The sequence below is a fragment of the Nocardioides pinisoli genome (assembly GCF_024199985.1).
GTDB classification, from domain to species: Bacteria; Actinomycetota; Actinomycetes; order Propionibacteriales; family Nocardioidaceae; genus Nocardioides; species Nocardioides pinisoli.
In genome coordinates, this window is the sequence record NZ_JANARS010000002.1 from 425,277 (window position 1) to 450,060 (window position 24,784).

Here is a 24,784-nt window from a genome sequence, read left to right on the forward strand (position 1 = left end):
GGGCCCATGGAAGCGACGCCCACGCCGGACGACATGCTCCTGGAGGAGCTGCGGCGACAGCGCGCGGAGCTGCGCGAGTCGATGAGCACGCTGGAGGCCGCACTGGCAGCGCCGGCCAACGGCGACAGGGGACGATGGGCCCAGCGTGTCCACGCGGCCACGGTGGAGCTCGCCGGCGACCTCCGTGAGCACGTCGAGATCACCGAGGGTCCCGACGGGCTCTATCGCGAGGTCCTCGAGACCGCCCCACGGCTGACCGAGTCCGTCACCACCCTCAAGCGCGAGCACGTGCTGATCCGTGGCCAGGTGGACAGCCTCCTGGAGCGAGTCGCAGCACCGGACGTCGAGGGCGGCGTCGACAGGGTCCGCGCCCTCGGAACGGCGCTGCTGGGCAGGCTCGTCCGGCACCGCCAGCGAGGCTCCGACCTCGTCTTCGAGGCGTACGAGCTCGACATCGGCGGGGAGACCTGACCCGTGGGAGGCAAGGCGCCGGAGCAGCACGCTCGTGGCACGGTCATCTCCGCCCGAGCTGCGGGGTGTGGGTGAGATGCGGTTCGACCTGGTCACCCGGGCGTCGCCCGAGCAGGTGCTGGAGGCGATGACCGACTTCACCGACCGCCGGCTCCGGACCTGGAGCACGACCCTCGACAGCCGCCTCCACGTCGAGTGGAGCACCCACCCGGTGAAGCCGCTGGACAAGGTGGCCATCTTCCTGATCCACCACACCATGAACCACCTGATCGCCCGGTCGTGGCGAGGGGCGCTCGATCGGTTCGCCCTCACCTGAAGCCGCGTGGCCCGGCGAGGTCGCGCACCAAGACCACCAAAATGTGGCATCCTCGTGGGCCCGTTCGCGGTGGTCTACTGCTTCCTCGCTCCTACCGCGGGGAGAAGCCATGAAGCACCGCAGCCGTACGACCGTCCTCATCTCGGCGCTCGCCGTCGGCCTGCTGGCCGCCGTCACGCCCGCCGCTGCCGATCCACGCGATGACCACCCGGTCCGCGAAGAGGCGCCTCGCGAGCTGCGCGTGGACCGCCTCCCGGATCCGGGGGCCGGCAAGGCGGTCGCCACCGGGCGGGGCGTCGACCGCGCGTTCCCGCGGCAGACCGTCCTCGCGGAACCGCCGGCCGACCCGTCCGACGCGGCGATCAAGCTCGGCCTCGTGCCCTACCACGAGATCGCGCCGACGCTCAACGAGCTGCAGCAGGCCAGCGACCGGGTCAGTGCCGAGGTCATCGCCCAGACTGCTCGCGGGCGTGACGTCTACCTGGTGACGGTCACCTCCCCCGAGTCGCCGGGCGAGGCGCGGCGTCAGGACCAGATGCGGCGACGCATCCTGGACCAGGCCGCGCAAGCCGCCCGCGACGCGAGCATCCCCAAGCGCTACAAGGCGCCCCTGTTCTTCAACGGCAACATCCACGGCAACGAGTTCGAGGGCGCCGACGCCAACCTGCGCGTCATCGAGGACCTGGCGACGAGCAGCGACCCTGCGGTCAAGTCGCTGTTGGACCGGACGCGTCTCTACTTCGTCGTGTCGATGAACCCCGACGGCCGGGTGGCCAACACGCGTGCCAACGGCAACGGGTTCGACATGAACCGCGACTTCATCACCGCCAGCCAGCCGGAGGTGCGGGGCGTGCGGCAGGCGCTGATCGACACCCAGCCCCTAGTGATGCTCGACCTGCACGGCTACGTCAACGGCACCCTCATCGAGCCCACCACGCCACCGCACGGTGAGAACTACGAGTACGACCTGTTCATCAAGCACGCCTACCCCAACGGCCTGGCGATGGAGGAGGCCGTCAACGGCCTCGGCTACACCCCGGCCGACGGCGTCCAGCCCGTCGTGATCCCGTTCCGCGACTGGGACGAGGGCTGGGACGACTGGCCGCCGATCTTCACCCCGCAGTACGCCGCCTTTCACGGCACCGTCTCCCACACCATCGAGATCCCGCTGCGGGTCAACAACGCGTCCTACAACCTCCCGGTGGCCGAGCTGCGCCGGCGGAGCGCCATCAACACCGACATCGCCGAGGCGGCCGTCCGCGCGTCCATCGCGTACGTCGACGAGAACCGCGCTGAGCTGATCGCGGACCAGATCGAGATCTTCCGCCGCGGCGCCGCAGGGGAGGCCCAGCGGGTGGTCGGCCCCGACCTGTTCCCCGAGATCGGTCCCGAGGACGTCTACACCACCGACTTCCCCCGCGCCTACGTGATCCCGGCCGGCGCGGACCAGCGGTCGGCCGTCGCCGCAGCCCGGCTCGTCGACCACCTGGTCGCCAACGACGTCGACGTCGAGGTCGCCACGAAGGCGTTCTCGGCCGGCGGGCGGGCGTATCCCGCCGGCAGCCATGTCGTCGACATGCACCAGCCGAAGCGGGGCCTGGCCAACGTCATCCTCGACGAGGGCACCGACATCAGTGACCGCGTCGACCAGATGTACGACATCTCCGGCTGGAGCCTGGGCCTGCTGTGGGGCGCCACCGTGGACACCGTCGAGGACGGTGACCTCTCCGTCGTGGGCAAGCCTGTCGTGGTCGCCGGCGGCACCGGCAGCGTCGAGGGCGGCGGCGCGCTCGAGCTCCGCCTCGACGACCCGAAGGACTTCGAGGCGCTCAACGCCCTGCTCGAGACCGGCACCGAGGTCCAGTGGACGGACCAGGGCTCCGTCGTGCTGCCCGCCCCGGACCCCGCTGTCGCGGCGGCCGTCGCCGACCGCTTCGGCGTGGTCCTCAGGGCCGCGGCAAGCGTCGAAGGAACGCCGATGGAGGAGACGGTCGTCGCGGCTGCCGCTCCCGCGGACGAGCTCTTCGCGCTGGCGGAGATGGGCTTCGCCGTGCAGCAGGTGTCCACGGCGACGCTCAACAGCGGATTCGACTGGGCCGGTGTGGACACCCTGTTCGTCTCCAGCGGGCTGTCCTACACCGGCCTCACCCCGCAGGCGCGGGCCGGCCTCGCCGGGTTCCTCGCGTCCGGCGGGGGAGTGGTCACCCGGGGCGCCACCGGGGCGACCTTCAACCAGGCCGCGGGCCTCCTCACGGCCTCCCGGGTCGCCGGCAGGACCGATGCCAACGGCGTCGTACGCGTCGACAGCTCCGGGGGCCCGCTCACCGCCCGCGCGACCCCGCACACCTTCGTCAGCGGACCGTCCTGGTTCACCGGGTTGGGCAGCGAGGTGAGCGTCGAGCAGGCCTACGGCACGGACGGCCCCCTGGTGTCGGGGCACTGGCGGGCACGGCCCGACGGCTCCGGCGGACCCGATGCCGCCCGCGGCCAGGCCGTGGTGATCCGGGGCGAGGACGAGACCGGTGCCGGCGTGGTGATGTTCGGCAGCGAACCGCTCTACCGGGCTCACCCCAAGGGGCAGTACGCCCTCGTCGGACGGGCGCTGGTCTGGGCGACCCTGTAGCCGGCGACCACGCCGGCAGAGTGTGGTCGATCCCTCAGCGCGGGTCGGCGTGCGGGCCCGCGCCACCACCTTCCAGCGTGCAAACCCCTACGCTGCTGCCGACACCACTCGGGGGGACGAGAGAGGAGACGCACGTGCTGAGCAGAGGACTGGACGACGACGTCCGCGATGAGGCGGGCGAGCAGCAGGACCGCCCGATGGGGCAACGCGAGGTGCCGGCGCCCCGTTCGCCCTCGGCGGCGCGACTGCTGGAGATGACCGCCCGCGACACCGACCAGTGGCGCTCCGACGCCCGGGCCGAGGCGGCGGAGATCGTCGCTGCCGCCCGGGAGGAGGCAGGCGAGCTCGTGCGTTCGGCGCAGCGGGAGGCCGAGGGAATGGTCGAGGCCGCCCGGCTCGCCGCCAGGCGGGCAGTGGACGAGGCGCAGGCGACGGCCGACCAGCTGCTCACCGAGACCGAGGAGCAGCGCGCGCAGGGGCAGTCCGAGGTCGCTCGTCTCCAGCAGCTGGCGGAGGAGAACTCGGAGCACCTGCGTCGGCACCTGACCGAGATGCTCGACCGGCTCGACCCCGGCCCCGCCCAGCACTGAGGCGGACGCCGGGCGTCGGGTCACCCGGCGACTCCGAGGCGTGAGCGTCAGCCGCGCTCGCTCCTCTGTCGGCGGCTACCGCCGTGCCAGTCCTCCTGCGTGCCGACGGTGCCGGGCTCAACGCCGAACCCGACCAGCTGCGGTCGCTCGCGCAGGCTGCGTTTGAGCTCGGCGAAACCGGGGAAGCGGGCCAGGCCCACCACGTGGTCCCACAGCTCCCCGGCCTGGTCGGGCTCGGGGAGCCGGCTGATCACGGGGCCGAAGAACGCGATCCCGTCCGGCGGCTCGAAGTGGATGATCGGCGTGCCGACGTCCCTGCCGGTCAACGCGAGGGCCTCCTCGCCGTCCGCGCGGACCGCGTCGTCCCACGAGGCGTCGTCGAGGGCGTCGGCGAGCTCGGCCGGCAGGCCCACCTCGTGCAGGATCGGCTCCAGGAACTCCCGTGTGCCGCGGCGCTCGGCGGCCGCGATCTCGTCCACGTCCCCGGCAGGCGGCGTGTCGAAGATGTGCGCCCCCAGGGCGGCCTGCAGTGCGTCCACCGCCTGGGCGCCGTGCTCGTCCCGCGCACGGGCGACGGCACGCAGCAGGCGCAGCCCGGCGGTGTGCCCCGCTTCGTACTCGGGCGGGAAGTGGGCGTCGTAGTCGATGTGCTCGTTGATCAGGCGCAGCGAGATGAACCGCCAGTCCACCGACAGGTCGCGCTCGGACTGCACCATCCGGACCCACTTGCTGGTCAGCCAGCAGAAGGGGCACACCGGGTCGAAGTAGAAGCGGACGTCAGAGGCCATGGACCGAGACTAGGACCCGCACCCAGCCCTAGACCTCCAGGCGGTTGACGGTGCGGGTGATGCGCTCGTCCACCTTCTCGAGGAAGACGATCTCGCCGAACTCGAGGGAGGACCAGCCGTCGCCGTCCTCCGTCAGCTCCTCCGACGCGAAGATGGCGCCCGTCGCGTCCTCCTCGTCGCACGTCTCGAACGCGTAGGAGTCCGGGTCGTGCTCGAAGTTGCGACCCATCGTCATGTACATCGGCTCCAGCAGCATGGAGAGGGCGTAGTCGTCGGTGCCCGGGTCGGTCTCGCGCAGCTCCTTCCAGTCCCCGGCCGGGTCGGTCTCGCCCTGGTGCCCGAGACCGGTGTTGACCCCGATGATCCGGTTCGTCGTCACCAGGGCCATCTTCAGCTTGGCCAGGGCCGGGAGGTCGAGATCAGCCATCGCGCGGGCGATGAGCCTGACCATCTTCTCGACCGCGCGCTGCACGTCCTCGTCGCTGTCGCCCTCGAGCAGGGAGAGCAGGAGCACGTAGAGGAACTCCGTGTCGGTCGTGCCCCGCATCTGCTCGAGGTACCTGTCCTCGCAGTGCTGCAGCAGCTCCCTCTGCAGCAGCATCCAGCTCGGCAGGTCGCCGTTCTGCGCCATGATCCACGGGGTCTCGTCGAAGGAGAAGGGGTGGCAGTTCTCGTCGACCATCACGACCTTCGGGTCGTACGCCGCTGCCCGCACGTGGCCGAGCACCGTGCTCGCCTGCAGGCTCGGGATCATGCGCGTGGCGTTGTCGTCGTAGAACGCAGCCATGGGCCGGCGGTAGATGAAGGGGTCCTCCGGCTTCAGCAGGTGCTCGCTCCAGGCGCCGAAGCCCCAGCCCGCGAGGTGGAGGTCCGGGTAGCGCTCGGGCTCCAGGGCCTGGTTGACCAGGCTGTTCGACGGCGTGAGCAGCAGGCTCTCGAGAGGGATCTCGGGCCCGATGTAGGCGAGCACTCGGCACATGGGGTTCCTTCGCATGCGGGAGGAGGGATGCCGCGGTCGTCCACGAGCCTCGCCACCCTACGGGTGGGCTGGGGGCCGCGGAGAACGACGGACCGGGCTCCCCGGATCGGTGCACCTCGGGCTCGAAGGATCCGGTATTCCCATGCCCGCGCGGGGGTCGGAAGCGTTACCCAATCTTGGGTGTGGTCGCAGAGCCCTTTCCGGGCGCGCCGCCCGGCGGTTATCGTCGCTGCGTCGACATCGTCCCTTCGGCGTCGACAACCCCCCACCCAACTCGTGCCAACGCACTGCGTGCGGCCGGATGCCACGCTTGCGTGCCTGGCGCGCGCAGTGAAGGAAGTCACGATGAGGAAGAAGCTCGCTCTGCCGGCCACTGTGTTGGTCGCGCTCGGACTGGCGGTCACCGCAACGACAGGACCTGCGGCGGGCGATCCCCAGCCCGGTCGGGCGGAGAAGGCCCAGACCACCGAGATCCAGATCCTCGGCCTCAACGACTTCCACGGCGCGCTGGAACCGCCGAGTGGCTCCGGCGGCCGGATCGGTACGACGGACGCGGGCGGTGTCGAGTACCTCGCGACGCACGTCGATCAGCTGCGCGCGACCAACCCCAACACGCTCTTCGTGTCCGCCGGTGACCTGATCGGCGCCACGCCGCTCACCTCCGCGCTGTTCCACGACGAACCGACCATCGAGGCCTTCAACCTGATGGGCCTGGACTACAACGGCGTGGGCAACCACGAGTTCGATGAGGGCGTCGACGAGCTGCTGCGCATGCAGAACGGTGGCTGCCACCCGGTCGACGGCTGTCAGGACGGCGACGGGTTCGCCGGCGCACAGTTCGACTTCCTCGCCGCCAACGTCGCGTACAAGGACAGCGGCGAGACCATCTTCCCGCCGTACAAGATCCACAAGTTCGAAGGCGTCAAGGTGGCCATCATCGGCATGACCCTCGAGGGCACGCCCGACATCGTGACACCGGCCGGCATCTCGAACGTCGACTTCTTCGACGAGGCCGACTCGGTCAACGCGCTGGTCCCCGTCCTCAAGCGACAGGGCGTCGAGACGTTCGTGGTCCTGCTGCACGAGGGCGGCAGCGTCTCCGGCGGGCTCAACGAGACGACGATCAACAGCTGCAACAACCCGGTGGGTGCGCTGCCGCCGATCGTCGACCGGATGGACGACGACATCGACGTGGTCGTCACCGGTCACACCAACTGGGCGGTCAACTGCCTCATCGACGGCAAGATCGTCACGGGCGCAGCGTCCGCCGGCCGCCTCGTCACCGACATCGACCTGACGCTGAGCCGGGCGACCAAGGACGTCGTCGCCCACACCGTCAACAACACGATCGTCACCCGCACCGTCCCCAAGGCCCCGGCACTGTCCGAGCTGGTCGGCAAGTACGTCGGACTCTCCGCACCGCTGGCCAACCGCGTCATCGGCTCGATCACCGCGCCGATCACCCGGTCTGCCAACTCCGCGGGTGAGTCGGCCCTGGGCGACGTCATCGCCGACGCGCAGCTGCAAGCGACGACCGCGCCGGAGCTCGGGGGAGCCGTGATCGGCTTCATGAACTCGGGCGGCATCCGCGCCGACCTGACGTACCCCAGCAGCCCCGCCGGCGAGGGTGACGGCAACGTGACGTACGGCGAGGCCTTCACGGTCCAGCCGTTCGGCAACAGCCTGGTCACCATGACGGTGACCGGCGCACAGATCGACACGCTGCTCGAGCAGCAGTTCGACAACCCGACCGTCGGTCAGAACCGGATCCTGCAGGTCTCGGCGGGCTTCCGGTACAGCTGGAGCGCGTCGGCCCCCACGGGCAACAAGGTGGACCCGGCGTCCATCATGCTCAACGGCGTCACGATCGACCCGGCGGCGAGCTACCGGATCACCGTCAACAACTTCATGGCTGACGGTGGCGACGGCTACGCGGTCCTGCGCGAGGGCACCAACCGGCTCGGCGGCGACGTCGACCTCGACGCGCTCGAGAAGTACTTCGTCGCGCAGGGTGTCGTGGCGCCCGGCCCCCAGAACCGGATCACCCGTCTGCCGTGAGCAGGCACCACGTCGTGCGGGGGCGCCGATCATGTCGCCCCCGCACGACGAGCCATCACCAACCGCAGCGCCCCTGATCACCACCCGGGCCGGTCGGCAGGGTCCTCGTCCGCGGGCGAGCCGCCGCTGTCCACGGAGGTCGGGCCGCTAACGTCCCGGGGTGGCCAGTCCTCGACGATCCCGTGCGCGTCGCCGCAGCGCGTCGTCGCGCGGGAGCGGCACGCGACAGCAACCGCGGCCGTTGCCGACGGCCGGGCCGGGGGAGCGGCTGTGGGTGCTCGACGTGCCCTACGGCACCCAGGTCGACGACGCGACCTGGCACCCCGCCGTGAGGACCCACCTCCACGTCGGGTCCGTGCTGCCCGAGCACCTCGCGCCCTACTCGCCCGGACCCCACACGCTTGGTCGGTTCATCGAGAACGAGCTCAATCCCGACGACCCGATGCCCGTCCCCGAGCCGACCGTCGAGCTGGAGCCACGGCGGATCCAGTTCGAGGCGGCCGACGCGATCGCCGCACGTGCCGCGGCCGGCGGGCGGCAGTTCCTGCTCGCGGACGAGCCGGGCGTCGGCAAGACGATCTCGGCGGTCCTCGGGGCGACCGCGGTGGGCGACCTCCGCGGGGCGCGACGGGTGCTCGTCGTCGCCGACCGGCCGGCCGCGATCACGATCGGCCACTGGTGCCGCACGATCACGGCGCTGGGCGACGGCGGCCTGGAGTGGGTCGTCATCACGTGGGACCGGCTCGAGAAGGTCGCGGACCACGCGTGGGAGGTGATCATCGCGGACGAGGCCCACGCCCTGCGGCGTACGACGACGAAGCGCTGGAAGCTCTGGGCGCGGATCTCCGGGCACGGGAAGCCCCACGACACGGCGCCGTTCGTCATCGCGACCACTGCGACACCCGGGCACACGCCGCTCGAGCTGCCCTACCTCGCACCGGCCTACGCGCAGGTGCTGGGCGAGCCGATGCGGGAGTGGACCTCGGCGACCCGCCCCGGGGACACGTTCGCCACCGCGCTCGAGCGCCACGGCGTCGGGGTGGAACGGGGCCGCTACGGCGCCACCTGGACCACCGACCCCGCTCGGCGCGCCGCGGACCTCAAGCTGGTGCGCAGCTGGCTCGACGAGGAGCGGCCCCCGGCGATGCTGCACCGCGCGGCACCGTGGGGGCCGGTGCCGATCTCCGGCATGCCCGTCACGCTCACGCCGGCGGAGCGGACGGCGTACGAGGCCGAGTGGGGGGAGTTCTGCCGCGAGATGGACATCGCCCGCCGGGGGCGCAACGTCGCGAAGGGCCGCGCCGCGCTGCTGCGCTTCCGGCAGAAGGCCGGGCTGATCCGCGTCGACTCGACCGTCGACTGGATCGCCCAGCAGGTGCAAGCGGAGCGACAGGTGGCGTGCTCGGTCGAGTTCGTCGCCACCGCTGCCGACCCGATCGCGGACCGGTTGCGCGACTCCGGCATCGAGGTCGCCACGATCTACGGCCGCGACCGGTTCGACCCGGAGGCCGAGCGGCTGCGGTTCCAGACCGGACAGGCGAAGGTGTGCGTCTTCACCACGGTCGCCTCGATCAGCCTGCACGCCGGCGAGACCCTCGCCGACGGCCGCCGCGCGAGCACGGAGCCGCGGGTCGGCGTCTTCCACCAGGCCCGGTTCTCGGGCATCGCCGGACGGCAGGTGACCGGCCGCACCCACCGCGACCACCAGGTCTCGCCGTGGCACATCGCCTATGCCGAGGGCACCGTCGAGGAGCAGGTCGGCAAGGTGATGGTCGAGCGGATCGCCGCGGCCTCCGACACCGTGGGCAGCGACACCACCGGGCTCGCCGACCTCGCCCAGCTCCTCGGCGCCGACTGGCTGCCGGTCACGACCCTGACCGAGGACGGCGCCTGACGGCGCCTGACCGGCGAGCGGCTCGACCGCCGGGTCAGAGCAGCCCGAGGCCTGCGGCGTGACGGCGTACGGCGTCGGTGTCGGCGGCGAGGACGAACGGCACGTCCGGGCCCCACGCGTCGGAGACCTTCTCCACGCGCCCGTCGCCCGGGTCGAGCCGCACCTCGCGGATGTAGACCGCGAGGATGCGCCCGGGGTGCTCGCGCACGATGTCGGCGTAGATCTCGGGGTCGTGCTCGCCGGAGTCGCCGAGGAGGACGAAGGACAGGTCCGGGTGGAGGTCGAGGACCTCGCGGATGCGGTCGTGCTTCTGCTCGCGCCCCTTCCAGGTGCCGAGCAGGTCGCGTAGCAGCACCGGGCCGAGGGGGAAGCCGCGGTGGCGGAGGAAGGCCACCAGGAACGAGTGCAGGTTCCACGGGCTCGACGAGACGTAGAAGACCGGGTTCACCTCGGCGGCGAGGTCGCGGTAGAGCTCTGCAGCACCGGGGAACGGCGTCCGGGTCAGGGCGGAGCCGGCGAGGGTCTGCAGGATCATCCGCCCCACCCGCTGGACCCCGGTCTGCAGGATCGTGTCGTCGACGTCGGAGACGATCCCGAAGCGGGCGTCGGGGGAGGGGACCCGGACCTCGACCGGTGCCGCGTGCCCGGTGGTGCCCCGGTAGCTGCCGCGCAGGGCGACCGTCCCGTGGGTCCACGGGCTCTCGAGGTCCGCGGGCGACGCGGGGACGCGGACCAGGAAGTAGCCCTCGGTGTCGGTGACGGTCTCGACGCGTGTGCCGCCCAGCGTGACCGTGAGGGGCACGCCGGGGAGCTCGTCGGTCAGGAAGTGCCGCAGCGTGCGACGCACGGCGTCCCGGACCCCCTCGCCGTCCACGGCCTCGGTCGCGACCGGGTTGTCCAGGACGCGACCTCGTACGACGACCCCGGAGGGCCCGCCGTGACCGATGTAGGGCTCGATGCGGAAGTGCTCGGGCGTGCCCGATCGACGACGGCGCAGGCGGGCACCGTCCCACGCGCGCTCGAGGGCGACGACCAGCCGACGTACGTCCATGCGAGCACCGTAGGCGGGACCTCGCTGACCGCGACGACCGGGTGAAGTCGCTCACACCGGCGCGCGAAGCCGCGGCCCGGGGCGTGCTCGCGATTCGACATGCCCCCACGATCGTGTTCTGGTGGACGGGCCGCAGGCAGTGCCCCCGTCCCGGACGGGGCACCTCCCATCGCGAGGTGATGCACGCCGCGGCCTCGGCGCCTGGATCGACGGCGTCGCGTCCGAGCGCCCTGGAGCGCCCAAACCCCCCGTGAGGTCCGAAGCACGTGCGTGCCACCACCACACCTGCCCTGTCCACCCGCCTGCGAGGCGCCGCTGCCGGCACCGCCGCAGCCGCGCTCGCCCTGACCCTCGTGCCCGGCAGCGCCTCCGCCCAGGAGACCAGCCGCGACGCCGTCGCCGTACGCCTCAAGGTGGCGGACCAGCCGCCCGTCGAGGTCGCGGCCGTCCCCCGCGTCTGGCCCGGTGAGCTCCTCGAGACCCAGGGCGTCCCCGTCGACGGCAACGACCTGGTCGACGTCGTCCGCGACGGCCGCGAGGTCTCGGGCCCGCGCAAGCGCCTGCGCCAGGGCGACGTCGTACGCCTGACCGACGTCGTCAAGGAGCGCAAGACCAAGCGCGAGCGCGTCCGCCCCGGCACCGTCGAGGTGCCCACGACCAAGCTGGAGCCCGGCCGTCGCAAGGTCGTGCGGGAGGGCCGCCCCGGCGTCCGCAAGGTCTTCGCCGTGAAGACCCTCCACAACGGCGAGCCCGTGAAGTACCGCGTCGTGCGGAAGAAGCTCGTCAAGGACCCGCGCCCGCGCCGCGTCCTCGTGGGCCGCGCGGCCTACGCCGTCACCGGCGCCGACGGCCTCAACTGGGGCGCGCTCGCCAACTGCGAGTCCGGCGGCAACCCGAAGGCGGTCAACCCGGCGGGCTACTACGGGCTCTACCAGTTCGACATCGGCACCTGGCGCAGCGTCGGCGGCTCAGGCCTCCCGACCGCCGCCTCCGCCGGCGAGCAGACCTACCGCGCCAAGCTGCTCTACAAGCAGCGCGGCCGCTCGCCGTGGCCCAACTGCGGCCGTCTGCTGTGAGCTTGACCGACGTCGGCTGAGCTGACGTCGGTCGGGTCGGGGGGACCATCGGGCTGTCGATCGCACTGATCGGCAGCCCGATCGTTTCCCCGTCGTCGGCTACTGCCCGATGCGCGTGCGCACCTCGTAGAGCTCGGGGAAGAACGTCAGGTCGAGCGCCCGGCGCAGGAAGTCGACGCCCGAGGACCCACCGGTGCCCGTCTTGTGGCCGATCACGCGCTGCACGACCTGGAGGTGGCGGAAGCGCCACTGCTGGAAGGCGTCCTCGACGTCGACGAGCTCCTCGCAGGTCTCGTAGACGCCCCAGTGCTCGGCCGGCGCCGCGTAGACCGTGGCGAGGAGGTCGACGAGCTCGACGTCGGTGGTGTGCGGCCGGGTCCAGTCGCGGTCGAGCAGCCGCTGCGGGACGGCGTACCCCTGGCGCGCGAGGTAGGCGAGGAACTCGTCGTAGAGCGACGGCTCGTGGAGCAGCTCGTCGAGCGCGGCGCGGGCGTCCTCGTCGTGGGAGAACACCTTGACCATGTCGGCGTTCTTATTGCCGAGCAGGAACTCGACCTCGCGGTACTGCGCGGACTGGAAGCCCGAGCTGGTCGCCAGGAAGGGCCGGATCTCGGCGTACTCCGAGGGCGTCAGCGTGGCGAGCACCGACCACTGGTCGGTGAGCGTGTGCTGGATGTGCTTGACCCGTGCGAGCCGCTTGAGGGCGGGGGAGAGGTCGTCGGTGCGCAGCAGCGCGCGGGCCGAGCGCAGCTCGTGGATCATCAGCTTGAGCCACAGCTCGCTCGTCTGGTGCTGGACGATGAAGAGCAGCTCGTCGTGCTGCGGCGGGTCCGACAGCGGCTGCTGGGCCGACAGGAGCACGTCGAGGCGCAGGTAGTCGCCGTAGGACATCAACCGTGAGAAGTCCCGCTGGATCCCCTCTTCGAGGTCGCGCTGGTTGGGCGTCCGGCCCGGTGCATCTGACATGGGTGCAACGTAGTCCGTGCCCTCGTCTACCGTCGTCCCCATGGCCACCCCGACCAGCCCCGACGCCGGGGGGCGCACCCGCACGTGGGTGCCCGACTGGCCGTGCGCGCCCGGTCAGGTGCTGCGCCCGCAGCGGCGGGGGGCGGGTGACCCGACCCAGCGCCACGAGGACTCCGGGCGCATCTGGCGCGCGATGCGGACGCCCGTGGGGCCGGCGTCGTTGTGCGTGCAACCGCGACCGGCGGCGGGCGAGGTGCACGGGCGGGCGTGGGGGCCGGGGGCCGAGTGGGCGCTCGACCGGATGCCTGCGCTCCTCGGCGCCGACGACGACCCGGCCGGCTTCGAGCCGCACCACCACCCCGAGGTCGCCGCGGGCTGGCGCACCCACCGCCACTGGCGCATCGGCCGCACCGGTCTGGTGATGGAGTCGCTGGTGCCCTCGATCCTCGAGCAGAAGGTGACCGGCAAGCAGGCGTTCGGCTCGTTCCGTGAGCTCGTACGACGCCACGGCGAGCCCGCGCCCGGCCCGGTCGCGCCGCTGCGGCTGATGCTGCAGCCGACGCCCGAGACGATCGCCGCGATCCCGTCGTGGGAGTGGCTGCGACTCGGCGTCCAGCCCCAGCAGTCGCGCACGCTGGTCACCGCCTGCCGGCTGGCGTCGTCGCTCGAGCGGGTGACAGAGGTGTCGGCCGACGAGGCAGACCGCCGGCTGCGGTCGGTCCGCGGGATCGGCGTGTGGACCAGCGCCGAGGTGCGCCAGCGCGCGCTGGGCGACCCCGACGCGGTCAGCTTCGGCGACTACCACCTCGCCAACTGGGTCGGCTGGGCACTGGTCGGCCACGACATCACCGACGACGAGATGGGCGAGCTCCTCGAGCCCTACCGACCCCAGCGCGGCCGCGCCGCCGCGATGGCGATGGCCGGCGGCCGGACCCGGCCGCGGCGTGGCCCTCGGATGAGCGTCCCGACCCACCTCCCGACCCGCTGACGGGCGGTCGGCGAGCCCGGTCCAGACCCCCAGAAATGGTGTCGCCGCCCGGCGCGGGCCGGGAGTAGCGTCGTGACGGACGTGAGGTTGAGGGAGGCCGACATGGGCGATGTCGATCCTGTCCTGCTGCTGGCCACGACCGACGAGGCGTCGCGTGACGTCCTCGGGTCCGAGCTGCGGAGCAGGTACGGAGGCGACTACGAGGTGGTCGTCTGCGCGACCTACGAGCACGCGCGAGCGGTGCTCGAGGGGCTGCGGCGCTGGGGACGTCAGGTGGCGCTCGTGATCGCCTGCTACGGCCGTGGCGACCGCGGTGGGATCGACTTCCTGCGTCGGGCCTACTCGCTGCACCCGTCGGCCAAACGAGCCGTCGCGGTGGTCTGGGGCGACTTCGGCAGCGGCCGGGAGGTGTTCTCGGCCATCGGGCACGGCCATGCCGAGCTGCTCCTCCTCCGGCCCGAGCGCCGCCGCGACGAGGAGTTCCACGGCGCGATCACGGACGCGCTCGACGACTGGCACCTGGCCCAGGGCATCGGCTTCGAGGCCGTCCGGATGATCGGCGAGCAGCGCGACGAGCGCACCCACACGCTGCGCGACCAGTTCGGCCGCAACCACATCCCCGTCGGCTTCCACCAGGTCGGCACCGAGTCGGCCAACCGGTTGCTCGCGGGCCTGGGACTCACCGACCCCGAGCTCCCGGTGCTCCAGCTGGCCTTCACCGACCCGCCGACGACGCTCGTCGCGCCCACCGACCTCGAGATCGCCGACGCCTTCGGGCTGATGGCTCCCGTCGCGCCCGACCACGTCTACGACGTCGTGGTCGTCGGCGCCGGCCCCAGCGGGCTGGCCGCCGCGGTCTACGCCTCCTCCGAGGGGCTGTCGACGATGGTGGTCGAGCAGTCCGCGGTCGGCGGCCAGGCCGGCACCTCGTCGCTCATCCGCAACTACCCCGGCTTCTCGCGCGGCGTCAGCGGCGCGCACCTGGCCTACCGCTCGTTCCAGCAGGCCTGGTCCTTCGGCACCGAGTTCTCCTTCCTCCGCGAGGTCCAGGCGCTCGGCACCGAGGGTGACCTGCACACGGTCTCGATGTCCGACGGCAGTGTCTTCCGCACCCGCAGCGTGGTCGTCGCCACCGGCGTCGACTACCGCCGGCTCGGGGTGCCCGCGCTGGAGGCGCTCGTCGGACGGGGTGTCTTCTACGGCGCGGCGGTCGCCGAGGCGCCGTCGATGACCGGCACGGAGGTCTACGTGATCGGCGGCGGCAACTCGGCCGGACAGGCCGCCCTGCACCTGGCCCGCTACGCCCGGCACGTCACCCTGCTGGTGCGTGGCGCGTCGCTCGCGGCGAGCATGTCGGAGTACCTGATCGCCCAGCTCGACGCGACGCGCAACGTCGGCATCCGCTACGGCACGTCGGTGCTCGACGGGCGCGAGGAGGACGGCTGCCTCGCCGCGCTCACGCTCGGCGAGCAGCACACCGGTCCCGGCGGCGGCGAGGAGGTGCCTGCCGGCGGCCTCTTCGTGCTCATCGGCTCCGTGCCCCGCACGCAGTGGCTGCCCGAGGAGATCGTCCGCGACCAGGCGGGGTTCATCGTCACGGGGCAGGACGGGCGGCTGCCGCTCGAGACGAGCATGCCGGGCGTCTTCGCCGTCGGCGACGTGCGCGCCGGGTCCATCAAGCGGGTCGCGACGGCGGTCGGTGACGGCGCCACCGTCATCGCCACCCTGCACGGCTACCTGTCGGCGCACCCGCGGGCGACCTCGACCGCATGAGCCGGCACCTTGCCGCGGCCAGCGTGCCGGTGACGCGCGGGATGCGGGTGCTGCTGGTCGTCGCCGCGGTCCTCGTCTTCCTCGCGGGCCTCCAGCTCACGGTCTTCCCCACGCGCACGGCGGAGTGGTTCTCCTGGACGATCGACGTGCCGATGACGGCGGTGTTCCTGGGTGCGGCCTACTGGTCCAGCGCCGTCCTCGAGGTGGCGGGCGCGCGCTCGCGGACCTGGAGCCGCGCACGCCTGACCGTGTGGACGGTCCTCGTGTTCACCGTCCTCACGCTGGTGGTCACGCTGGTGCACCTCGACAAGTTCCACCTCGGCGCCGACAACCCGGCCTCGGCCCGCGCGATCACGTGGGGCTGGCTGGCCATCTACGCCGGCGTGCCGGTGGCCATGGTCGTGGGCCTGGTGCTGCAGGCGCGGGTCGCGGGCGCCGTGACGGACGTGGACGACGTACGACGCCTCCCTGCCGGTCTGCAGTGGCTGCTGGTCGGTCTCGCCGCGGTGCTGCTCGGCTCCGGCGTCGCGCTGCTGCTGGCGCCCGAGTGGGCCGCCGAGGCGTGGGCCTGGCCGCTGACGCCGCTGACGGCGCGCGCCATCGGGGCGTGGCTGGTCGGGCTCGGCTGGGCCGCGGCGCACGCCCGCCTCGTCGACGACGCGGCGTCCGTGCGGCCGGTCGGTCTCACCGGGGCGGCGTTCGTGGTGCTGGAGGCGGTGGCGCTGCTGCGCTACGGCGACGCGCTCGACTGGTCGGGCTGGCAGGCGGTGGCGTACGTCGCCGGGCTCGCGTGGATCGCGGTCGTGTCCGCCTGGATCCTCGCCCTGGAGCGGTCCCGGCTACCTGCGCGCTAGCCGCTCGACCGCCCGCGTCACGTGGTGCTCGAGGTCAGCGCGGTCGAGCCCGTCCCGGGTGCGGAGGCTCGCGCGGTCACGGTCCTCGATGACCGCCTCGTCCACACCGTCGACACCGGCGAGGGCATCCTCGAGATCGGCGTACGCCGCCTGGCCGAGACGTTCGTCGATGTCCTCGGGGCAGAAGTCCCGCGCCCGCTCCGGCGGCGCCGGGTCTCCGATCAGCATGGCGACATCTTGGCAGCCACACCCTCGCGGCGACGTCGCCCATCGTCCGGGTCAGGTCCGCCCGGATCCTCGCGGTCAGCGGGAGGGCGTCCGGCTCGCCAGCTCGGGCGGCGGCGCACCCGTCAGCGTGAGGTCGGTGAGCACGCGACGGGTCATGGCGAAGCCGGCGACCAGCACAGCGACGACGAAGAAGCCGATCTCGACGCGGCTCGCACCGAAGGCGCCGGCAAGGGGACCGACGGCCACCTGCCCGATCGGCATGGCGACGAACGAGAAGAACCCGTCGATCGCCATGATCCGCGACAGCATCGCCTCGGGCACCTTCTCCTGCACCAGCAGGTTCCAGGACAGGTCGAGCAGGCTCAGGGCGGCTCCGGCGACGGCGAACGACGCCGCCAGGAGCCAGACGCTGACGTGGGTGCCGAGCACGAGCATCGGCACGCACCACACGACGAAGGAGGCCATGATCGCCTTCATCGGCCTGGTCAGGGTCACCTTGGCGAGGAAGAAGGCGGCCACGAAGACGCCGACGGCCTGCGCCGAACCGGCCAGTCCCCAGCCCTCGCTGCCGATCGTGTCGTCGGCGATCACCGGGCCGAGCACGTTGATCCCACCGCTCACCAGCGCGTTGAAGACCAGGGCGCACGACGCTCCGGGGATGACCCAGCCCAGCTGGCGCGCGAAGGCCCAGCCGGCGGCGAAGTCGCCGATGACGCTCGCCCTGGCCTGGCTGCGGTCCCCGGGAGGCAGCCGCACGAGCACCAGCATCGACGCCGCGACGAGGTAGGTCGTCGCGTCGACGGCCAGCGCCCATCCGGGGCCGATCGTCGCCACGAGCAGGCCGGACAGGGCCGGGCCGAGGATCCCGACCAGGCTCGTCGCCTGGCCGATGAGCAGGAACGCCGCCTTGCGCTCCTCGACGGGCAGCAGGATCGGCACCATGCCGAGGAACGCCGGATAGCTCACCGCGAACACGGTCCCCGCGACGGCCTGCAGCACGACGAGGTGCCAGATCTCGGCGTGCCCGCTGATGACGAGGAACGCCGTGAGGCTCTGGGCGACCCCCTGCACGAGGTTGCACCCGCGCAGCACGACGGCTCGGGGGAGCCGGTCGGCGATCGCGCCGCCCAGCAGCATGAACACGACCATCGGGATGCTCGAGGCCGCCACCACCCAGCCGAGGGCGGACGCCGAGTCGTCGATGTCGAGGACGGCGAACGCCAGCGCCAAGCCGGCCATCGACGAGCCGAGGCGGTTGACCACCTGCCCGACGAAGAAGTAGCGGAAGTTGGGGGTGGCGAGCGGCGACAGCCGCGTTCCCCCCGTCGTCCCCACGTGTCAACCCGTCAGAGGAGTGGGCGCAGGGGGGCCAGGAAGCTCTCGGTGAACTTGCGGTTGAGGTCGCGCGCCTCCCACTCCGCGAGCGTGAGCTCGAGGCAGTTGGACTCGTCGGTGGTGAAGACCTCCTCCATCACCGCCGCGAAGGCGGGGTCGATGACCTCGAGGTTGATCTCGTAGTTGCCCTGCAGGCTCAGGCGGTCGATGTTGGCCGTGCCGACGGTCGACCAGCTGCCGTCGATGGTGGCGGTCTTGGCGTGCACCATGGCGTCCTTGAACCGCAGGATCCGGGCACCGGACGTGAGCAGCTGGCCGTAGTAGCCGCGGGAGATCCAGTCGGCCACGATGTGGTTCGACTTCAGCGGCAGCAGGATCCGTACGTCGACGCCGCGGCGCGCGGCCTCCGCCAGCGCGTCGACGAAGTCCTGGTCGGGCAGGAAGTAGGCGGTCGTGAGCCAGATGTTGCGGGTCGCGCGGGCGATGGCCTCGAGGTACATGCTGCGGATGGGGAAGTTCCACTGTCGCGGGATGTTCTTGTGCACCCGGATCTGCGGGTCCCACTCGGACGCCGTCTCGACGAGCAACGGGCGGTCGTTGCGACGCAGCCGGTGGTGGCGGTTGAGGTTCCAGAAGTCGGCGAACGCCCGCTTGAGGTCCCACACGCCGGGCCCGGTGATCCGGACGTGCGTGTCACGCCACTCGGTCGCGTAGGCCGAGCCGATGTTGTAGCCGCCGAGGAAGGCGACCTCCTCGTCGACGACCAGCATCTTGCGGTGGTTGCGGCCGTAGCGGCGCAGGTCCCAGACGCGGAAACCGGCCGTCCAGACCGGGTAGCGCAGCACCTTCAGCGACGGCGGGAAGCGCTTGAACGCGGGCGAGACCACCATGTTGGCGAAGCCGTCGTAGATGCAGTGCACGTCGACCCCGCGGTCGGCGGCGGCGGCGAGGGCGGTCTTGAACTTCCACCCGATGTCGTCGCCCTTCCAGATGTAGGTCTCGAAGAGGATCTGCTTCTTCGCCCCGTCGATCGCGGCGAGCATGTCGTCGTAGAGGTCGCGGCCGAAGGTGTAGGTCGTGATCTCGCCGTCCCCGACCGGCACCGTGCCCGGACCGGTCACGGGGAAGGGTTTGGGTCGCTTGCCGCGCCGGCGGTAGGAGTCGACGAGCGAGAGCGCCACGGCCACCGTGAGCTGGAGACCGACGAGCCCGAGCAGGGTGCGCCGGACGGCGGTCAGCGTGCGGGCGACGGTCACGGGGTCAATCTAGCGACGGCCCCCAGTCGGGGTGACCGCGGCAGGCTGGCAGCATGCGGGGATGCGCCGCCTCGTCTACATGGTCGCCGTCACGCTCGACGGGTTCATCGCCGCACCCGAGGGCGGTGACCCGAGCGGCTCGGAGTTCCTGCCCGTCACGCCCGACCTCGTCGAGCACCTCGTGACGACCTGGCCCGAGACGCTCCCGGGGCCCGCCCGCGAGGCGATGGGGATCACCGGTCCGGGCGCCCACTTCGACACCGTGGTGGAGGGCAGGGCGTCGTACGACGTCGGGCTGGCGGCAGGGATCACCGACGCCTACCCGCACCTGCGCCACCTCGTCGTCTCCCGGTCGCTCGCCGGGCGGACCGACCTGCCTGTCGAGGTCGTCGCCGGCGACCCGCTCGACCGGGTCCGCGAGCTGAAGGCCGAGGACGGGCTCGACGTGTGGCTCGTCGGAGGCGGCACCCTCGCCCACGCGCTGCTGCCCGAGATCGACCGGCTCGTCCTCAAGGTCAACCCCTCGGTCATCGGCGACGGGAGGCGGCTCTTCGCGGGCCCCTTCGCCCACGCGCGCTTCGAGCCCGTCGACCAGGTGGACCTCCCGGGTGGGGTCCGCGTCGTCACGCTCGATCGCGTGCGCTGAGCGAGGGCTCAGGCCAGCCCGAGCGCGGCGTAGCGGCCGACGTCGCACGGGACGTCGGACAGCACCCGGAACAGCGCAGCCCGCAGCATGGCCTGCCGCTCCGGGCCCGCGCGCCAGTCGTCGAGCGCCTCGGTCGGGGCTCCGTGCCACAGCACGGCGTCGAGGACGCACACGGCCTCGGCCCACAGCGGCGAGCGCCAGGCCGGGGAGAGGTCGATGACGAAGGGGACGCCGACAGCGTCGAGCAGGACGTTGCCCGCGAGGTCGGCGTGGACCAGGTGCTCGCGGCCCAGGTCGGTGCCGTCGAGCCCGGCGACCAGCGTCGCGACGAGCCCGGCGAGGCCCGGCTCGGGCCGGTCCGCGGCCGCCGCGATCGCGCGGTCGGCGTCGTGTGCCTGCCGGTCGGCCCGTGCCCACTGGTCGGTGCGGGCGTCGAGGCCCGCCGGCCGCTCCGGGACGGCGCTCGCGAGGTGGGCGTGCAGGAGGTGGGCGGTGGCGCGCAGGGTCGCGAGGTCCCGGCAGGGCGTCGTACCGGGCTCGAAGCGGGTGGCCGACCACCCCTCGACGACGAGGCTCCCGTCCCTCGCCGGCACGGGCAGCGCGAGGCGGAGCGATCGCGGGGTCAGCTCGTCGAGGCGGACGGCGAGACGGGCCTGGACCGGGGCGAGCCAGCCCTCCGACGCGTCGTGGCCGGGCGACAGGGCGAGGTCGCCGGCACGCCAGGTCGTGCCGCGGCCACCCGGGAGGGGCTCGAGCACCCCTTCGGCCACGAAGAGGTCGAGCACGCGGTCGGGCGGCTGGGACGACTGGGGCACCGCACGAGCGTAGGACCGGCGTGTCGGACGACCAGAACCTGGTGCCGCCCGACGGGCTGGGCGTGGCGAGGGCGCCGTCGGCCGACTTCTGGTCGTCCGACGCGCCGCAGGCTCACGAGGAGCGGGCGGCGATGACGGCCTGCATCCGCTCGATCTCCTCGTCGGGGAAGAGCTCGCCCGGCCAGACGAGCGAGACCGGGGAGCCGACCTGGCGGATGTGGACCCACCCGCCGACCCGCTCGACGTGCACCAGCCCGTCGTACGACAGCTCGTGGCGCGCCAGCGGTCCGCGCAGCTCGACGGTCGACGGGCTGAAGCGGGAGGTCAGCTCGGTGCCCGGGGAGAGACGGGCGCCGAAGCGGCGCCGCGTCAGCCACCGACCGACCAGGACGCCGATCGTGAGCGCACAGCCGACGAGCACCCCCGCGTACGCCAGGGCCCACAGCACCCGCGCCAGGGGACCGAGACCGTCCTCCAGCGAGGCCCACATGAGGACCCCGGCGAGGAGCCACAGCGCGACGAACACGCCGCGGCGCCGCCGGAGGTTGCCACGGGCGAAGCTGCGGGCGGCCTCGGCGGCCGAGGTCGGGGAGGCCACCCACCGGTGGGTCACCGCATCGTCCATGGGTCCATTCAACACGGCCGCGGGCCCGCGCGAGGCTGAACCGGAAGGCCGTTGTCGGTGGCCACGCGTAGGCTCGACGCATGCGTCCAGTCACCGATCTCCAGCGCCGGGTGGCCCCCTTCAAGGTGGTGTCCGACTACGAGCCCTCAGGCGACCAGCCGGCCGCGATCAAGGACATCGTCGGCCGCATCCAGGGCGGCGAGAAGGACGTGGTCCTTCTCGGCGCGACCGGCACCGGCAAGACCGCCACGGTCGCCTGGGTGGCCGAGCAGCTCCAGCGTCCCGTCCTGGTGCTCCAGCCCAACAAGACCCTGGCCGCCCAGTTCGCCAACGAGCTGCGCCAGCTCTTCCCCGACAACGCGGTCGAGTACTTCGTCTCCTACTACGACTACTACCAGCCCGAGGCCTACGTCCCCCAGACCGACACCTACATCGAGAAGGACTCCTCGATCAACGAGGAGGTCGAGCGGCTGCGGCACAGCGCCACCAACAGCCTGCTCACCCGCCGCGACACGATCGTGGTCTCGACGGTGTCGTGCATCTACGGCCTCGGCACCCCCCAGGAGTACGTCGACCGGATGCTGCGGCTCAAGGTCGGCGAGGAGCACGACCGCGACTCGGTGCTCCGCCGGCTCGTGGAGATCCAGTACACCCGCAACGACATGTCCTTCACCCGCGGCACGTTCCGGGTGCGCGGCGACACCCTCGAGATCTTCCCGGTCTACGAGGAGCTCGCGATCCGCATCGAGTTCTTCGGCGACGAGATCGAGCGGCTGATGACGCTCCACCCGATCACGGGCGAGGTCATCTCCGAGGACACCGAGCTGCACGTCTTCCCCGCCACCCACTACGTCGCCGGTCCCGAGCGGATGGAGCGGGCGATCAAGGGCATCGAGCTCGAGCTCGACGACCAGCTCGCGGCCTTCGAGAAGCAGGGCAAGCTGCTCGAGGCGCAGCGGCTGCGGATGCGCACGACCTACGACGTCGAGATGATGCGGCAGGTCGGCTCCTGCTCCGGCATCGAGAACTACTCGATGCACATGGACGGCCGCAAGCCCGGCAGCGCGCCCAACACGCTCCTCGACTACTTCCCGGAGGACTTCGTCCTCGTCGTCGACGAGTCCCACGTCGCCGTGCCCCAGATCGGCGGCATGTACGAGGGCGACATGTCGCGCAAGCGCAACCTCGTGGACCACGGCTTCCGGCTGCCGAGCGCGATGGACAACCGCCCGCTGCGGTGGGAGGAGTTCGTCGACCGGATCGGCCAGACCGTCTACCTGTCCGCGACCCCCGGCAACTACGAGCTCGACCGTGTCGGCGGGGTCGACAACACCGTCCAGCAGATCATCCGGCCGACCGGCCTCGTCGACCCCGAGGTCGTGGTCAAGCCGACCAAGGGCCAGATCGATGACCTGATCCACGAGATCCGCACGCGCGCCGACAAGAACGAGCGGGTGCTGGTCACGACGCTGACCAAGAAGATGTCCGAGGACCTCACCGACTACCTCCTCGACGCCGGCATCCGCACCCGCTACCTCCACTCCGAGGTCGACACGCTGCGGCGCATCGAGCTGCTGCGCGAGCTGCGGATGGGGGAGTACGACGTGCTCGTCGGCATCAACCTGCTCCGTGAGGGCCTCGACCTGCCCGAGGTGTCGCTGGTGGCGATCCTCGACGCCGACAAGGAGGGCTTCCTGCGCTCCGACAAGTCGCTCATCCAGACGATCGGTCGCGCGGCGCGCAACGTGTCGGGCCAGGTCCACATGTACGCCGACAAGATCACGCCGTCGATGGAGGCCGCGATCGGCGAGACCAACCGTCGTCGCGCCATCCAGGTCGCCTACAACAAGGAGCGGGGGATCGACCCGCAGCCGCTGCGCAAGAAGATCGCCGACATCACCGAGATGCTCGCCCGCGAGGACGAGACGACCCAGGAGCTGCTGAAGACCTGGGCCGACGTCGGGCAGAAGGGTCGCGCCGGTGGCGTGAAGGCCGGCAAGTCGCCGACGCCCGCGTTGTCGAAGATCCACAACGAGGCGCCCGACACCGCCGGCATCCCGAGCAGCGACCTCGCCGAGCTCATCCAGGAGCTGACCGAGCAGATGAAGCACGCCGCCGCGGAGCTCCAGTTCGAGGTGGCGGCCCGCCTGCGCGACGAGGTCAACGACCTCAAGAAGGAGCTCCGCCAGATGATGGAGGCGACGAAGTGAGGAGGGGGCGCTGAGCGAGGAACGAGCTCAGGGCGTCCCCGACGAGCGAGGAGTTGTGCGAGCGAAGCGAGCGCCGGCCACCAGGTAAGGGCCTCAGCCCTCGCCCTCGCGCCGGCCGAGCTCCTTGCGGTGCTTCTTCTCCAGCCGTCGGGCGTGCTCGTCGACGATGTCGCGCTTGTTGACGACGACGCGCACCAGGTTCATCAGGGCGAAGCCCACCGGGAACAGCGGCCAGGGGAACTCGCCCCACATCGTGACCGCCCAGATCGTCCACAGCAGCACGGAGAGGCCGACGAAGCCGAGCAGCGCCTCACGCCGGTCGGCCTCCCACTTCCGGACCGCCTGCGCGTGGAAGTCGTCGGCGCTGGGTTGCGATGGCCGGGCGACGGGGAGGTCCTCCACGAGCGGCACGAGGTCGCCGAGCGTCCGGCTGGTGAGGGCTGCCTCGGTCCGCTCGTCGTACTCGGCACGCGTGAGACGTCCCTCGGCGAAGGCGTCCACGAGCACGGACTCGATGACGGCGCGGTCGCGGTCCGACGCGCGCATCGCCGCGTTGACGGCCTTGCGCGGGTCGTGGTCGAACTGCCTCCACACGTCCATGCCTCCCACGTCGTCCATGGTAGGCAGGCCACCCGTCAGGGGGTGGGTGCTGGCCCGGTCGTGCGTCGCTCGCTAGGTTCGCGCCATGAGCACTCCCATCGACCTCGGCCGCCCCGTCTCCGGTGACGTCATCGACCTGATCCTCGAGGACCACCGGCGCTTCGAGGCCCTCATGCGCCAGCTCCGCGACAGCACCTCCGACCGCGACGCCGTGCGCAAGGCGCTCTCCGCCCTCCACGTCGCCCACGCGGAGGCGGAGGAGAAGCACGTCTACCCCAAGCTGCGCAGCAAGGACGCGATCACCGAGCACGAGGCCGAGCACGGTGAGGAGGAGCACGCCGAGGGCCACGAGGCGATGCTGAAGGTGCTGGAGCTCGCGGGCACCGACACCCAGGCCTTCGACGACGCAGTGGAGGAGCTCGCGACCGCGCTCAACCACCACCTCACCGAGGAGGAGCTCACGATCCTCAACCCGGCCCGCGAGGAGGTCAGCGAGAAGATCCGCGCCGAGCTGGGCGAGGCGTTCGCCACCGAGCGCAACAAGCAGCTCGACGCCGACTGCGGCAGCATCGACAACGTCCGCCGGATCGTGCGGGAGGCCGAGAAGGAGGGCCTCCTCGACGAGGACGAGGACTGACCGAG

At 71.8% G+C, this 24,784-nt stretch carries 23 protein-coding genes; 13 read left to right on the forward strand and 10 right to left on the reverse strand.

What is annotated here, in order from left to right:
* The first annotated feature begins 6 nt into the window (after positions 1-6).
* The 4 genes from NCI01_RS06120 to NCI01_RS06135 all read left to right on the forward strand — a co-directional run bounded on the left by NCI01_RS06120 (position 7) and on the right by NCI01_RS06135 (position 4,000).
* On the forward strand, positions 7-471 hold the full coding sequence (locus NCI01_RS06120; RefSeq protein ID WP_254180581.1) for a hemerythrin domain-containing protein: 465 nt from the start codon (positions 7-9) through the stop codon (positions 469-471).
* A 34-nt stretch (positions 472-505) separates the two neighbouring features.
* Positions 506-787, forward strand: coding sequence for a hypothetical protein (locus NCI01_RS06125; protein ID WP_254180582.1), 282 nt, complete (start codon positions 506-508; stop codon positions 785-787).
* A gap of 109 nt (positions 788-896) precedes the next feature.
* Entirely contained in the window at positions 897-3,410 is a 2,514-nt protein-coding gene (locus NCI01_RS06130; protein ID WP_254180583.1) for a M14 family zinc carboxypeptidase, read from the forward strand.
* A 134-nt stretch (positions 3,411-3,544) separates the two neighbouring features.
* Positions 3,545-4,000 (forward strand): hypothetical protein, encoded by a 456-nt coding sequence (locus NCI01_RS06135; RefSeq protein ID WP_254180584.1) that lies wholly within the window; start codon positions 3,545-3,547, stop codon positions 3,998-4,000.
* A gap of 47 nt (positions 4,001-4,047) precedes the next feature.
* Here the strand turns inward: NCI01_RS06135 and NCI01_RS06140 are convergent, their stop codons facing one another.
* Positions 4,048-4,788, reverse strand: a complete 741-nt coding sequence (locus NCI01_RS06140; RefSeq protein ID WP_254180585.1) for a DsbA family protein — start codon at positions 4,786-4,788, stop codon at positions 4,048-4,050.
* Between the two features lie 28 nt (positions 4,789-4,816).
* Entirely contained in the window at positions 4,817-5,767 is a 951-nt protein-coding gene (locus NCI01_RS06145; RefSeq protein ID WP_254180586.1) for a class II glutamine amidotransferase, read from the reverse strand.
* 345 nt (positions 5,768-6,112) lie between these two features.
* On the opposite strand from NCI01_RS06145, the gene NCI01_RS06150 reads away from it, so the two are divergent.
* Both NCI01_RS06150 and NCI01_RS06155 read left to right on the forward strand, forming a co-directional pair.
* Positions 6,113-7,825, forward strand: coding sequence for a bifunctional metallophosphatase/5'-nucleotidase (locus tag NCI01_RS06150; protein WP_254180587.1), 1,713 nt, complete (start codon positions 6,113-6,115; stop codon positions 7,823-7,825).
* 274 nt (positions 7,826-8,099) lie between these two features.
* Positions 8,100-9,719 carry a DEAD/DEAH box helicase gene (locus NCI01_RS06155; RefSeq protein WP_254180588.1) on the forward strand — a complete coding sequence of 540 codons (1,620 nt, stop codon included), beginning with the start codon at positions 8,100-8,102 and terminating at the stop codon, positions 9,717-9,719.
* A 34-nt stretch (positions 9,720-9,753) separates the two neighbouring features.
* Here the strand turns inward: NCI01_RS06155 and NCI01_RS06160 are convergent, their stop codons facing one another.
* Positions 9,754-10,770 carry an App1 family protein phosphatidate phosphatase gene (locus NCI01_RS06160; RefSeq protein ID WP_254180589.1) on the reverse strand — a complete coding sequence of 339 codons (1,017 nt, stop codon included), beginning with the start codon at positions 10,768-10,770 and terminating at the stop codon, positions 9,754-9,756.
* A gap of 266 nt (positions 10,771-11,036) precedes the next feature.
* Between NCI01_RS06160 and NCI01_RS06165 the strand changes: the two genes are divergently transcribed.
* Entirely contained in the window at positions 11,037-11,846 is an 810-nt protein-coding gene (locus NCI01_RS06165; RefSeq protein WP_254180590.1) for a resuscitation-promoting factor, read from the forward strand.
* Positions 11,847-11,945: 99 nt separating this feature from the next.
* Here NCI01_RS06165 and kynA read toward each other — a convergent pair whose 3' ends face one another.
* Entirely contained in the window at positions 11,946-12,812 is an 867-nt protein-coding gene (kynA, locus tag NCI01_RS06170; RefSeq protein ID WP_254180591.1) for a tryptophan 2,3-dioxygenase, read from the reverse strand.
* Between the two features lie 40 nt (positions 12,813-12,852).
* Here kynA and NCI01_RS06175 point away from each other — a divergent pair, with 40 nt between their 5' ends.
* The 3 genes from NCI01_RS06175 (at position 12,853) to NCI01_RS06185 (ending at position 16,427) form a co-directional block, all read left to right on the forward strand.
* A complete protein-coding gene (locus tag NCI01_RS06175) occupies positions 12,853-13,800 on the forward strand; it encodes a DNA-3-methyladenine glycosylase family protein (RefSeq protein WP_254180592.1) in 948 nt (315 codons plus the stop codon).
* An 81-nt stretch (positions 13,801-13,881) separates the two neighbouring features.
* On the forward strand, positions 13,882-15,573 hold the full coding sequence (locus NCI01_RS06180; protein WP_254180593.1) for an NAD(P)/FAD-dependent oxidoreductase: 1,692 nt from the start codon (positions 13,882-13,884) through the stop codon (positions 15,571-15,573).
* Entirely contained in the window at positions 15,570-16,427 is an 858-nt protein-coding gene (locus NCI01_RS06185) for a hypothetical protein (protein WP_254180594.1), read from the forward strand. Before NCI01_RS06180 ends, NCI01_RS06185 begins: the two co-directional genes overlap by 4 nt.
* Here the strand turns inward: NCI01_RS06185 and NCI01_RS06190 are convergent.
* From NCI01_RS06190 to NCI01_RS06200, 3 genes are all read right to left on the reverse strand, one after another.
* A complete protein-coding gene (locus NCI01_RS06190) occupies positions 16,413-16,655 on the reverse strand; it encodes a hypothetical protein (RefSeq protein WP_254180595.1) in 243 nt (80 codons plus the stop codon). The genes NCI01_RS06185 and NCI01_RS06190 overlap by 15 nt on opposite strands.
* Before the next feature lie 75 nt (positions 16,656-16,730).
* A complete protein-coding gene (locus tag NCI01_RS06195; RefSeq protein WP_254180596.1) occupies positions 16,731-17,990 on the reverse strand; it encodes an MFS transporter in 1,260 nt (419 codons plus the stop codon).
* Positions 17,991-18,001: 11 nt separating this feature from the next.
* A complete protein-coding gene (locus tag NCI01_RS06200; RefSeq protein WP_254180597.1) occupies positions 18,002-19,246 on the reverse strand; it encodes a phospholipase D-like domain-containing protein in 1,245 nt (414 codons plus the stop codon).
* 61 nt (positions 19,247-19,307) lie between these two features.
* Between NCI01_RS06200 and NCI01_RS06205 the strand changes: the two genes are divergently transcribed.
* On the forward strand, positions 19,308-19,892 hold the full coding sequence (locus tag NCI01_RS06205) for a dihydrofolate reductase family protein (RefSeq protein WP_254180598.1): 585 nt from the start codon (positions 19,308-19,310) through the stop codon (positions 19,890-19,892).
* Positions 19,893-19,900: 8 nt separating this feature from the next.
* On the opposite strand, the gene NCI01_RS06210 is transcribed toward NCI01_RS06205, so the two are convergent.
* Together NCI01_RS06210 and NCI01_RS06215 are read right to left on the reverse strand one after the other, a co-directional pair.
* Positions 19,901-20,707, reverse strand: coding sequence for an aminoglycoside phosphotransferase/kinase family protein (locus NCI01_RS06210; RefSeq protein ID WP_254180599.1), 807 nt, complete (start codon positions 20,705-20,707; stop codon positions 19,901-19,903).
* Between the two features lie 112 nt (positions 20,708-20,819).
* Positions 20,820-21,332: a hypothetical protein gene (locus NCI01_RS06215; protein WP_254180600.1), complete on the reverse strand. Its 513-nt coding sequence runs from the start codon at positions 21,330-21,332 to the stop codon at positions 20,820-20,822.
* A gap of 80 nt (positions 21,333-21,412) precedes the next feature.
* Here NCI01_RS06215 and uvrB point away from each other — a divergent pair, with 80 nt between their 5' ends.
* Positions 21,413-23,542, forward strand: coding sequence for an excinuclease ABC subunit UvrB (uvrB, locus tag NCI01_RS06220; RefSeq protein ID WP_254180601.1), 2,130 nt, complete (start codon positions 21,413-21,415; stop codon positions 23,540-23,542).
* A gap of 93 nt (positions 23,543-23,635) precedes the next feature.
* On the opposite strand, the gene NCI01_RS06225 is transcribed toward uvrB, so the two are convergent.
* Positions 23,636-24,160, reverse strand: coding sequence for a DUF1707 SHOCT-like domain-containing protein (locus tag NCI01_RS06225; RefSeq protein ID WP_254180602.1), 525 nt, complete (start codon positions 24,158-24,160; stop codon positions 23,636-23,638).
* 67 nt (positions 24,161-24,227) lie between these two features.
* On the opposite strand from NCI01_RS06225, the gene NCI01_RS06230 reads away from it, so the two are divergent.
* Positions 24,228-24,779, forward strand: coding sequence for a hemerythrin domain-containing protein (locus NCI01_RS06230; protein WP_254180603.1), 552 nt, complete (start codon positions 24,228-24,230; stop codon positions 24,777-24,779).
* Positions 24,780-24,784 lie beyond the last annotated feature (5 nt).